Below are 12,788 nucleotides of genomic sequence, written 5' to 3'. Positions count from 1 at the left end.
GCCCTTTTACTATTTACTCTACTCTGATATTTTTTAAAGGATTTTTCTGTGTCTAATCGCCCACCTCGCTGGCTTATTGCCTTAATCGTGCTGATTAGTTTGCCATTATTACTCCCTTTTTTATATGTTATTGAGCGAGCAGCAAATGTCGGATTGGCTCGCAGCATTGAATTACTTTGGCGTCCAAGAATGTGGGAATTGCTCAGTAATACCTTACTTTTAATGGTATTTGTCACGCTTTTTGCCATTATCCTCGGCACGGCATGTGCTTTTTTATTGGAACGTTATCGCTTCTGGGGAAAAGGCTTTTTCCAAGTCGCCATGACGCTCCCCCTTTGTATCCCCGCTTTTGTGAGTTGTTTTACTTGGATCAGTCTCACTTTTAAAGTGGAAGGCTTTTGGGGAACGATTGGGATTATGACGCTAAGTTCTTTCCCGCTTGCCTATCTTCCCGTCGCTGCTACCTTAAAAAGACTTGACCGCTCTTTAGAAGAAGTGAGCCTTTCATTGGCTAAAAGCTATGCTTACACATTTTGGCATGCGATTTTTCCACAACTCAAACCCGCCATCGGTAGCAGCATATTATTAATTGCGCTTCATATGTTGGTAGAGTTTGGGGCAGTTTCTATTTTAAATTATCAAACCTTCACCACAGCTATTTTCCAAGAATATGAAATGGCCTTTAATAACAACACCGCTGCCTTACTTTCTGGTGTGTTAATGGTGATCTGTATCCTTGTTGTAATGGGTGAAATTCGTTTTAGAGGCACACAAACGCTCTATCAAAGCGGCAAAGGTGTAATACGTCCCTATCCGTTGAAAACGCTATCCGTAGGAAAACAAATTTTAATCGTGGGCTTCTTTACAACCATTTTTATGCTCAGTATTGGTGTACCGATTACTATGCTGATTTATTGGCTAAAAGTAGGAAGCTCTATTAAAAGTGCGGTCGATTTTGGAGAATTTTTTACCGCCTTCACAAATTCATTGACCATATCTATCCTTGGTGCAGCACTTACCGTTATTTGTGCTTTGCCGTTGGTATGGGCCGCAGTACGCTATCGCAGTAAATTAACAATTTGGCTTGATCGAATCCCTTATCTACTTCATGCTGTGCCAGGGCTTGTTATCGCATTATCGTTAGTTTTCTTTACCATCAACTATGCGTATTCCCTTTACCAAACCTTTGCCATGGTTATCGTCGCCTACTTTATGCTTTATCTTCCAATGGCACAAACGACCTTGCGTAGCTCACTTGAACAAATGTCTAGCAACATTGAAAAGGTAGGACAAAGTTTAGGCCGTAGCAACTTTTATATTTTCCGTACCTTAGTTATTCCAGCCATGTTGCCAGGGATTGCAGCCGCCTTTGCTTTAGTGTTCTTAAACTTAATGAAAGAACTCACCGCGACCCTATTGCTGACTCCAAATGACATTAAAACGCTTTCAACTGCGGTGTGGGAATATACGTCCGATGCACAATATGCGGCCGCTACCCCTTATGCCATTATGTTAGTGCTATTTTCAGGGATTCCTGTATTTTTACTGAAACGATACGGTTTTAAATAACGAAAGATAAAAATGACAATATTACTCGATATTAAAAATTTAAATAAATCCTTTAATGGGCACCAGGTTCTACATAACATCTCGCTACAATTAGAGAAAGGTGAAATTCTCTTTCTTCTTGGTGCATCTGGTTGTGGGAAGACAACCTTATTGCGTAGCATTGCTGGTTTTGAACAACCTACAAGTGGGGAGATTTGGTTAAAGAATCAACCTATTTTTAAAGAAAATCTGAATGTGCCAACTCAGCAACGCAAATTAGGCTATGTGGTACAAGAAGGCGTATTATTCCCTCATTTAAATGTTTACCGCAATATTGCTTATGGCTTAGGTGATGGTAAAGGGAAAACTGAAGAGGAAAAACAACGCATACAGGAAGTGATGAAACTGACGGGCATTAGCAGTTTAGCTGACCGTTTCCCTCATCAGCTTTCTGGTGGTCAACAGCAACGTGTTGCACTTGCTCGAGCTCTTGCACCAAGCCCTGAGTTAATCCTGTTTGATGAGCCATTTAGTGCATTAGATGAACATCTAAGAAATCAAATTCGTTACGATATGTTGCAAGTATTAAGAGAAAGTGGTTCCGCTGCCGTATTCGTGACCCATGATCGTGATGAAGCGCTATGCCATGCGGATAAAATTGCAGTGATTCAAGAAGGGAAAATTCTCCAGATTGCGACACCTAAAACGCTCTATTGGTCACCTCAGTATTTGTCTATTGCTAAATTTATTGGGGAAAACATTATTCTTCCTGCAACATTAAAAAACGAAGGCATCGCGACCTGTCAATTAGGTGAAATTGCCATCGAAAATAAAGGAAATAGCCATACGCAAGGTAAAGTTCTATTTCGCCCAGAGCAATTCTCTCTTGCGAAAAAAATCCAAGATCCGAGCGCTTCTTTTAACGGTGAGATTAAACGGATTGAATCAAGAGGACGAGCTATCAATATTTGTATTGATGTTAGCGGTTATAAATTGAATATCAATGAAGAGCTCATTAACGAATATCATACTGGCGAACAAGTCACGCTGTATTTATATGGGAAAGGCGTGTTCTATAATGACTAAAAAAGGCGGAACACATTGTTCCGCCTTTTTATATGATTTAATGACCAAGTGATTTTCGCATTTTGATGTTGAGCATTTCAACTACTGCTGAGAAGCCCATTGCAAAGTAAATGTAGCCTTTTGGAATATGAATATCCAAACTTTCAGCCATTAAACTTACGCCAACCAAAATTAAGAAGGCTAAGGCTAAAATCTTTAATGTTGGATGGGTATCAACAAAATCACCAATTGGTTTGGCCGCACACATCATTACACCTACTGCAATCATAATTGCCAATATCATCACTGGAAGGTGATTTGCCATCCCTACAGCTGTGATTACAGAGTCTAAAGAAAATACGATATCTAAAATCGCAATTTGGATTAGCACACCTAAATAGCTGACTTTCTTCTTATTATTCTCTTCTTCATGATGTGATTCAGGATGCATCGCTTCTTTGATTTCACCTGTACTTTTCACAATCAGAAATAAGCCCCCGAGGAATAAAATCAAATCACGACCTGAAATTTCCTGACCGACTAAAGTGAATAGCGGTTCCGTTAATTTCATCATCCAAGAAAGAGAAATAAGAAGTAAAATACGGGTAATCATCGCTAATCCAAGACCGATAATGCGACCAGATTGGCGTTGATTCGCCGGTAAACGTCCCACTAAAATACTAATAAAAATAATGTTATCGATACCCAAGACGATTTCAAGTGCGGTCAAAGTAAGCAATGAAATCCATGCTTCAGGATCAACAAGCCATTCAAACATAATATGTTCCTATAATAAAATCCGAAAGGTTGGATCATAGACAGTTCGCATAGAAAATCAAGGTTTTTCCTAACTTTTTAAGGTCTCGAAAATCTTTTCTGCTAACGCTTTAGAAATACCGGGTACAGAGGCGATCTCATCCAACGTGGCATTTTTCACACCTTGCAATCCCCCTAAATATTTCAGCAAGGCTTGACGTCGTTTAGCGCCCACCCCTTCAATGGTTTCTAATCCACTTTGGGTAAAGGCTTTTTGGCGTTTTTGACGATGACCGCTAATCGCATGATTATGGCTTTCATCTCGAATATGTTGGATTAAATGCAGCGCAAGACTATCATCCGGCAAATGGATTTCACGATCTTGTTTGCTGATAATCAACACCTCTTGTCCTGCTCGACGATCCACTCCTTTTGCCACACCAATTAAGTGCGGTCGATTTTTATCCCATTTTACGTTGAGGTGATGAAAAACCGCTAAGGCACGATTAAGCTGCCCTTTACCACCATCAATAAAAATAATATCGGGGATTTTATCTTCCTCAAGATCGCGGTCGTAACGTTTCTTTAAGGCTTGCTCCATCGCGGCATAATCATCGCCACCAGTAATGCCTTCAATATTAAAACGGCGATAATCTGATTTCAGTGGGCCTTCTTGATTAAATACCACGCAAGATGCGACGGTTTGATTCCCCATCGTATGACTAATATCAAAACATTCCATACGTTTAATTTCAGGCATATCGAGCAATTCACAAAGCGCCTGATAACGTTCATGCATTCTGGAAGATTGTTTAAGTTGAGTCGCTAAAGCCGCTTTGGCATTAATTTGTGCGAGTTGTAGATATTTACCTTTATCACCTTTAGCAGATTCTTGTATCACAACTTTTCGGCCAGCTTGTTCAGTTAATAAGGCCTCAAGCTCCGCTTTTTCATCTAATTTATGATCCACAATAATACTATTAGGAATACTTCTGCCCTGATGACCTTGCAAATAGAATTGCCCAACAAAAGTGGCTGCGAGTTCAGATAAATCTGTATTAGCAGGCACTTTCGGAAAATAACTGCGATTGCCTAATACTTTACCTTGACGAATAAACATCACTTGAACACAAGCTAAACCGTGCTGATACGCAATAGACATAATATCCATATCGTCCAAACGTTCATTGGAAACAAATTGTTTTTCGATAACCGCACGAACCGCTTGAATTTGATCACGATAGCGTGCAGCTCCTTCAAAATCTAAATCTCGGCTCGCCTGTTCCATTTTACCAATGAGATAATCTAATACTTGCTGATCTTTTCCTTGTAAAAATAGTCGTGCTAATTCAACTTGTTGGTTATATTCTTCATCGCTCACATAACCTGCCACACAAGGTGCAGAACAACGCCCGATTTGATATTGCAAACAAGGGCGGGAACGATTGTTATAAACTGAATTTTCACATTGACGAACAGGGAATAATTTTTGCATTAACGACAAGGTTTCACGCACGGCACCCGCATGAGGATAAGGTCCGAAATACTCGCCTGCAATTTTTTTTGTTCCACGATAAGAAGTTATACGAGGATGACGTTCTTTCGTCAATAAAATAAAAGGATAGGATTTATCATCTCGCAATAATACGTTATAACGAGGTTGATAAAGCTTAATGAAATTATGCTCAAGCAATAATGCTTCTGTTTCTGAAGAGGTAATCGTCGTATCAATATGATGAATTGACGACACCAAGGCTTCTGTTTTTTTGCTGCTTAAGTTTTTTCGGAAATAGCTGGAAAGGCGCTTTTTAAGATCTTTCGCTTTACCCACATAAATAACCTGATCTTTATCGTCATACATACGATACACACCAGGTTTATGAGAAACATCGGATAGAAACTTTTTGGAATCAAACATGAATAAGATTTTTGAAATAAGATGAATCCATAACCTCAAGAAAATTCACTATAAATTATACTGAGTTTAACAATTCAACACTGAAAGAATATTGTAAGAACAACCAATTCAATCTCTACAAGGAAGAGTCAATTTATCATTTCATGACATATGACTCCATAATAGTTAATGTTATTATTGCTAGAAAATTGCTTCTAATCGTACAAATGCACCAAGATGATGATTACGACCCTGACTTCGGTCATTATAGTAATTTAGTTCAGGTTGAATAAACAGCCATTTTCGCCAAATTGGCTGACGCCAGCTTATAAATGGTCCGTATTGGTTTATATCAAATTTATTATGATCTAAATCACCACCAATAAAAATACCGTAACTTAAGCGTTTATCATTTGCAAAATCATGCTGTTGATAAATACTATTTCCCCATGAAATATCTTCGTCGATGTCATGCTCATATTGCAGGTATAAGTTGTTGCCGATAAATGTGTTTACTGAACGGCTATAAGTTGTTTCAAAATTAGTACGAACGTAATGTTTACTATTGCTGCCATAGCGGTAAATTTGTTCTAGCCTAGTCGCAAGATCATCATTAATCTGCCATCCTTTTTCAGCTTTAAAGCGAACATAAACATCCGCTCCTGAGCGAATACCAAGATCCAGATGAGTATCAATGCCTAATTTTTTAATACCATCAGACCAGCGTAAACCAATAGAGGCATTATCGTTACGTGCCTGACTACGATTGTAACTTTTATTGTTATCTAAGGGTTTTTTATACACATTGCCGACATGGTTTTTATCACTAGCCTGGTTTTCCAAATCTTCATCCCCGAATACTAAACTTAATCGCTTCTTCAAACTCGGTAAACGAATTTTACCACGGACCCGCGGTTTAAATGAAAAATGGTCATAATGATTCCATTGGCTATCCATTATTACACGTAATCCTGCCTTAGCTGAATGTTCTGGATCAGGATCGCTTATCCAGCTGTCAATACTTTTTGCCCAACTATTCAACGTAGTTTTAACATTAATATGTTGTTTATCAACCCAAGTATTTTCCTGTTCTTCCGCTTGAGCAAGTTGAGGTATCTGAGTCATACAGAGACATGTCATCAATAAGTTAAATTTTTTCATATTCTTGTTATCTCTCTTCAATATAGTTCATATCATATAGCAGACATTTTTTCAGCGACCTATTTATTTAAATAGCATCTGATTTGTTCAAAGTACATCAAGTGATAGATTTTAGAAGAGTCCTTACTTTTTCTAAATCTTCTGCTGTATCCACACCAACAGCCGGGACTTCTTTTGCCAATTCTACGTGAATACGCTCACCGTACCACAATACACGGAGTTGCTCTAATTTCTCTAAGTTTTCTAACTGCGTTGGTGCCCATTGCACATATTGTTTAATAAAGCCTGCACGATAAGCATAAATACCAATATGGCGAAGATACGCATCAGCCAATTGCGCCTTGGAGGTATCCGCTAATTGCATAAATTGATCACGATCGTAAGGCATCACTGAACGGGAAAAATATAAAACGTAGCCATCTTTATCCGTAACAACTTTCACCGCATTTGGGTTAAATAACTCTTCCGCTTCGTGAATTTTCACTGCAAGCGTCGCCATATTCACATTAAATTTCGCTAAATTCTCTGCCACTTGACTCACAATAACGGGAGGAATTAGCGGCTCATCCCCTTGGATGTTTACAATAATTTCATCATCAGCAATACCAAGCTTACTCACTACTTCCGCTAAACGCTCAGTACCAGAATTATGTGCTTCTGATGTCATACACACTTCTGCCCCAAAAGCTTTTGCTGCCTTTTCAACTTGTTCGTTATCTGTCGCAATAATGACTCGGCTCGCGCCTGATTGTTGAGCTTTCTCAAAAACATGTTGAATCATGGGTTTACCGGCAATATCAGCTAAAGGTTTACCTGGTAAGCGACTCGATGCAAAACGAGCAGGGATAATAACTGTAAATGACATAAGTATTCCTTATTCTTTTAATGTTTCGGCTTTTTCTGCCAACAAAACCGGCACGCCGTGTTCAATAGGATACGCCACTTGCTCAAAAGGGCAAATGAGCCGTTGATTTTCTTGATCGTATTTCAATCTTGCCAAACATCGCGGGCAAGCGATCACGTCTAATAATCGAGGATTGAGTTTTTCACGCATATTTCACTCGAGTAAAGTTAAACCAAATGACGGATTTTTTCCCACAATTGTGGAAGTTTTTGGCCTTGATTTTCAGCCTCCACAATCTCCGCATCAACAGGAATATACCACCAATTCTCTTTAGCAAAAGCTTGGCATTTTACTGCGTCCTTTTCGGTCATAAAGAGCGGTTGGTTTTCAGCAAGTTTTTCTAATAATTGCGGCTCAAAATGTTGATGATCTTGAAAAGCTTTCGTATTTTCTAAACGAATATTTAAATTTTCCAACATTGTAAAAAAACGTTGAGGATTGCCAATTCCCGCGATGGCTGAACCTTGAGTAAATTCACTTAACAAGCGTTTTTCTGCCGTCACTAAATTAATCGCATAATGAGGAACGAGCGTCATAACCGCATCAGAATAAGCATTTTTTCCGCCATTAGTAATCACAAAGTCCACATTTTTTAAACGACTTGGTAACTCACGCAAAGGCCCTGCAGGTAGCACAAATCCGTTCCCTAAAGCGCGTTCTGCGTCCATCACCACAATTTCAATGTCACGTTGCAACTTATAATGTTGTAATCCATCATCCGAAATAATCAGATCGTAATCCTGTGTTTTCAAAAGTAATTCAATAGCTTGTTGACGATTCGGTGAAATCACCACAGGCACACCTGTTCTTTTAGCAATTAAGACAGGTTCATCGCCCCCTTGAACAGGGTCTGTTTCAGGTGTGACAAGTAAAGGATAGGTTTTAGATTGGCTACCATAGCCACGAGAAATCACGCCTACACGTAATCCTTGTTTTTGTAACGCTTCAACTAGCCACACAACGACAGGTGTTTTACCATTTCCACCAACAGAAAGATTACCAACAATAATGACGGGTTTCGGGGATTTATAAGAGGATAAGATATTAAGAGAAAATAATGCTCGGCGAATTTGGCTAATCAACCAAAATAGCAGTGAAAAAGGAAGGAGCAACCAAGCTAGCTGTGAATTAGAGTACCAAAAAGGCATTTCATTTATCCTATATTGATTTTGGGCGAACACATTGGTTCGCCCTTATTATTTTATCCGCTAAACTGCATACTGTGTAATTGTTTATACACACCATCAAGCGCTAATAAATCTTGATGCGTACCACGTTCTTTAATTTCACCGTGTTCAATGACTAAGATTTCATCGGCATTTTCAATGGTTGATAAACGATGCGCAATCACCAATACCGTACGATCTTTTTTCAGTTCTTCTAATGCAGACTGGATCGCACGTTCAGATTCGGTATCGAGTGCAGAAGTCGCTTCATCTAAAATTAAGACGGGTGAATTACGTAGTAATGCACGAGCAATGGCTAAACGCTGGCGTTGACCACCAGAAAGACTTGCGCCATTCTCACCAATAACGGTATCAAAACCTTGTGGAAGTTTCTCGATAAACTCTAGGGCATAAGCCGCTTTTGCTGCTTCGATAATTTGCTCACGGCTGTATTTATCTTCTGCCGCATAGGCGATATTATTGGCAATCATATCATTAAATAAATGCACTTGTTGAGAAACAACAGAACAATTCTCACGTAAATTAGATAAACGATAATCTTGAATTCTCACGCCATCTAATAAAATCTCACCTTCATCAATATCGTAGAAGCGTGTGACTAGATTAGCAATGGTTGATTTACCCGAACCTGAACGCCCCACTAAAGCCACGGTTTTGCCTGCGGGCACATAGAAAGAGATATTATTTAAGGCTTTCTCTTCTTTACCCTTATAAGCAAAACTGACGTTTTTAAATTCTAAATCACCTTTTGCGGGTTCGGCTTTATATGTGCCATTATCTTTCTCTGTTTCCAAATCTAAGATCGCAAATAATGTCTGACAAGCTGCCATACCGCGTTGGAATTGTGAGTTTACATTCGTCAACGATTTTAATGGACGCATCATCGCTAACATAGAAGAAAAGACGACAGTGAAAGAACCCGCGGTTAAATTATCATCAGCAATTAACGGTGTCGTTGCTAAATAGAGTACTGCGGCTAATGCTAAAGATGCAATCACTTGAACAACTGGATCTGAAATGGCATCTGCCGTTACCATTTTCATGCCTTTACGACGCATATCGTTACTCACTTTATCGAAACGCTCTTCTTCCACTAACTGACCACCAAAAGAAAGCACCACTTTATGTCCTTTTAGCATTTGTTCCGTCGCAGAGGTTAATTCCCCCATAGAGTCTTGCATGTTTTTACTAAGCTTACGGAAGATCTTCGATACAAAACGAATAAGCACCGCAATAACTGGCCCAATGACAAAAAGAACCAAAGTCAGTTCCCAACTGGTGTAGAACATTACTACGAGCAATGAAATTAAATAGGCACCCTCACGTATAATGGTCACTAATGAATTAGAGGAAGAATTGGCAATCATTTCTGAATCGTAAGTAATACGAGAAAGCAATTTCCCCGTTGAATTACGATCAAAGAAGCTTACTGGCATGAACATTAAATGTTTAAACAAACGGCGGCGCATAATCATCACCACTTTGCCAGACACCCAAGCCAAGCAATAGCTGGAAATAAAGTTAGTCACACCACGCAACATAATCATACCAACCACAACAAACGCCATCAGTTTTAGGAAGGAATGATCTGCTTTCCCAAAACCATCATCGAGCAACGGTTTAAGCATATAAATCAGGCCAGAATCAGCTAATGCATTAAAAACGAGAGCGACGGCAGCAACAAATAAACCTGATTTAAAAGGTGAAATCATCGGCCATAAACGCTTAAAAGTTTGCGAGGTTGAAAAATCTTTATCTTGCATAGTTTGTTTTGCATCATATTATCTTAATAAAAATTGGCTGCATTGTACCTGTTATTTCGGGGATAATCCAATTACACGGGCAAACCAAGGTGAAAAATCTCCTCTCGCCTTTTCAATTTCAATGCCCTTTTCAGTAAAATTTAACCTTATATGACCTGAAATAGCGGTATTTTCGACCGCACTTTGATAACGATTTAATCGTTCAATGACGGTTGGATGAGGAAAATTCCACGCATTCCATCGCCCGCTTGAAATTAAGGCTAGATCAGGTTTTGTCTGTGCCAGTAAAATCTCGCCTGTTGAAGTTTTACTACCATGATGTCCTACCTGTAACACATTAATCTTGCCGAGGTTTTCAGCAAAAGATCTTTCTGTTGCCACATCCGCATCACCGGTTAACAGAATCTGATACTGTCCATCCGTGAATAAAATCACGCAAGATTGGGGATTCTCCGCCCTATCGGTTATTTGCGCGGGTGAAAGAATTTTAAAATCAAGCCCTTGCCACTGCCACTGTTTCTCCTGAAGACAAAAAGTGCGGTGCGTTTCGCCATAGTTTTTACGAGAAGGTGTAATCAGTTCAATCTCTGGATATGCGGCTAAAATCGCTTTGGCGCCGCCCGAATGATCATTATCATCATGGCTTAAAATCAAGGTTTCAAGTTCAATGCCTTCTCGTTGAAGATAAGGCAATATTTCCAATTCCACCATAGAAGAGCCACCTATTCCACTCTGCCAAGCAGGCCCTGTGTCATACAATACACCTTTCCCGTCTTTCACAATTAAGGTTGCTAAACCTTGTCCAACATCTAACGTATCTAACTGCCATTTGGGTTTCATGATATATCGATACCCAAGCGTGCCAATACAAAAACAAAAAATAAAAATGACACTACGAAGCGCTTGTTTATACTCTTCTGGTGATAAGATTTTTGTGCTGTTTAATGTGAAAAATCGACTTGATTTTAGCGGTGTGTTTTTTGTTTTCCTTTGAGATGCAAAATACAAACCATATAACATTCCGCCGAAAACAAGGCTTAAAAGTGTGGTCAGAATGAGAGATAAATTAATTGAAATCGGCATGTACCAGCCTTGGAAAAAACTAAGGCATTGTGTAATACCTTGAGCAATCGCATTTGAAAGATGCCAAGAAGAAAATGCACCATTCGTTAATACCGCAAAGAGAATTAAGGGTACAAGTAAGAAACTATACAAGGGCACTGCAATTAAATTTGCTAAGAATCCATTTAACGCCGTACCATTAAAAAAGAAAAGCTGAATAGGCGTGAATAAAATCAGCAGCCCCAACTGCAAATGAAACAAGCCTAAAATCCACCGCACTTTGTTGGATAATTTTTGATGTCGCCATTCAATGATTGATAAGGGAACATATCGGTACCACACAATCAGACAGGTAACGGCACCAATTGAAAGCCAAAAGCTCACCGAAAGCGGCATAAGCGGATCACAAAAAAGCAAAAATACTACCACCAAACACAGCATTTGCAAAGGTGTGTAATATCGCCGAGAAAATTGAAGGATGGCAATAAAAACCAATGCCATCATTGCACGGAAGGTTGGTAAACTAAATCCAGCTAAATAGGCATAACCTAAAGCAATCAATACACCAAAGCAAAGCGGAAACCAGGGCGAAATAAAGCGTGTAGGCAGTGCAAGTTGCAAGAATCGAGCAAAGAAAAAGCCTAAGCCCATTGCTAAACCGATATGGAGTCCTGAAATGGCAATTAAATGTGCTGTATTCGTTTGTTGGTAAATCAGCCACGTTTTATTATCCAGCCAAGCTCGCTCACCAAATGCCAATGCGATAAGTAAACCTTGTAAAGAAAGCCCTTCCGTCTGTTTGAGGCTATTTTGTAGAAAATGTGTGCGGAAAGAAAAATCTTCACCAATTTTGACCGCACTTTTCACATTCCCTACGGCAATAATTCTTTTGGAAAAATACCATTGTTGTCGATCAAACCCTCCATGATTTAATCTCGCCGAAATAGGACGAAGCTTTACATCAGCTCGCCAAACTTCGCCTAACTGTGGCTTTTCAGGTGTTTTCCAATTAATAAAAATCCGTTGTTCTTGCCCATCAAATAAGGACGTTCTTGCAACCAACGTTTGATAATCTTGCTGATGAAAAATTTCTGAGATGTGAAGATCTAAAGCGATTTTATTCGGTAAACTGGAGATTTTTTCTGCTTGAGTCAATAAGGACAAGGCTTGTGAATGCACGTAAGCTAAGGCAAGCAAAAAACAAATGCCGTTAATGCAAAAATTTCTGACTTTAAAATAATTGAACCAATGGAAACAAAATGCAGTCATAACCAACATTAAAATGCTCAGCCCCGCTCGTTGCCAGGTAAACAGTAAAAAATCAGGCACGATAAGCAAAGAAAAGGCTGAAATGATGAGCATGATGCACAGTTGAAATAACGTGAGTTTCATTTGGAGTGTGATCTATCGCGAGAAAATAAGGCAACCTAGCCTTAACCTCATAA

General features: G+C 39.2%; 10 protein-coding genes. 2 read left to right on the top strand and 8 right to left on the bottom strand.

Annotated features, from left to right (window positions below; genetic code table 11):
* The first annotated feature begins 48 nt into the window (after positions 1-48).
* Together QQS40_RS07100 and QQS40_RS07095 are read left to right on the top strand one after the other, a co-directional pair.
* Entirely contained in the window at positions 49-1,569 is a 1,521-nt protein-coding gene (locus tag QQS40_RS07100) for an ABC transporter permease (protein WP_289901240.1), read from the top strand.
* Between the two features lie 12 nt (positions 1,570-1,581).
* The gene (locus QQS40_RS07095) at positions 1,582-2,634 is read left to right on the top strand and encodes an ABC transporter ATP-binding protein (RefSeq protein ID WP_289901241.1); all 1,053 of its coding nucleotides are present in this window, start codon (positions 1,582-1,584) and stop codon (positions 2,632-2,634) included.
* A 37-nt stretch (positions 2,635-2,671) separates the two neighbouring features.
* Here the strand turns inward: QQS40_RS07095 and QQS40_RS07090 are convergent, their stop codons facing one another.
* The 8 genes from QQS40_RS07090 to QQS40_RS07055 form a co-directional block, all read right to left on the bottom strand.
* Complete coding sequence (locus tag QQS40_RS07090; protein ID WP_289901242.1) at positions 2,672-3,391, bottom strand: TerC family protein; 720 nt, start codon at positions 3,389-3,391, stop codon at positions 2,672-2,674.
* Between the two features lie 69 nt (positions 3,392-3,460).
* Complete coding sequence (uvrC, locus tag QQS40_RS07085) at positions 3,461-5,287, bottom strand: excinuclease ABC subunit UvrC (RefSeq protein ID WP_297568640.1); 1,827 nt, start codon at positions 5,285-5,287, stop codon at positions 3,461-3,463.
* 180 nt (positions 5,288-5,467) lie between these two features.
* Positions 5,468-6,427, bottom strand: coding sequence for a hypothetical protein (locus QQS40_RS07080; protein WP_289901244.1), 960 nt, complete (start codon positions 6,425-6,427; stop codon positions 5,468-5,470).
* 97 nt (positions 6,428-6,524) lie between these two features.
* Positions 6,525-7,292 carry a 3-deoxy-manno-octulosonate cytidylyltransferase gene (gene kdsB, locus QQS40_RS07075; RefSeq protein ID WP_329504555.1) on the bottom strand — a complete coding sequence of 256 codons (768 nt, stop codon included), beginning with the start codon at positions 7,290-7,292 and terminating at the stop codon, positions 6,525-6,527.
* A 9-nt stretch (positions 7,293-7,301) separates the two neighbouring features.
* Positions 7,302-7,481: a Trm112 family protein gene (locus QQS40_RS07070; protein WP_070583226.1), complete on the bottom strand. Its 180-nt coding sequence runs from the start codon at positions 7,479-7,481 to the stop codon at positions 7,302-7,304.
* Positions 7,482-7,498: 17 nt separating this feature from the next.
* Complete coding sequence (gene lpxK, locus QQS40_RS07065) at positions 7,499-8,479, bottom strand: tetraacyldisaccharide 4'-kinase (protein WP_329504551.1); 981 nt, start codon at positions 8,477-8,479, stop codon at positions 7,499-7,501.
* 53 nt (positions 8,480-8,532) lie between these two features.
* Positions 8,533-10,281 carry a lipid A ABC transporter ATP-binding protein/permease MsbA gene (msbA, locus tag QQS40_RS07060; RefSeq protein ID WP_297568630.1) on the bottom strand — a complete coding sequence of 583 codons (1,749 nt, stop codon included), beginning with the start codon at positions 10,279-10,281 and terminating at the stop codon, positions 8,533-8,535.
* A 51-nt stretch (positions 10,282-10,332) separates the two neighbouring features.
* Positions 10,333-12,735, bottom strand: coding sequence for a DNA internalization-related competence protein ComEC/Rec2 (locus tag QQS40_RS07055; RefSeq protein WP_172622016.1), 2,403 nt, complete (start codon positions 12,733-12,735; stop codon positions 10,333-10,335).
* Positions 12,736-12,788 lie beyond the last annotated feature (53 nt).

This window comes from Haemophilus parainfluenzae (genome assembly GCF_036288925.1).
Lineage (GTDB): Bacteria > Pseudomonadota > Gammaproteobacteria > Enterobacterales > Pasteurellaceae > Haemophilus_D.
Note: the sequence above shows the minus strand (reverse complement) of the source record. Positions and strands in the feature narration are given on the sequence as shown.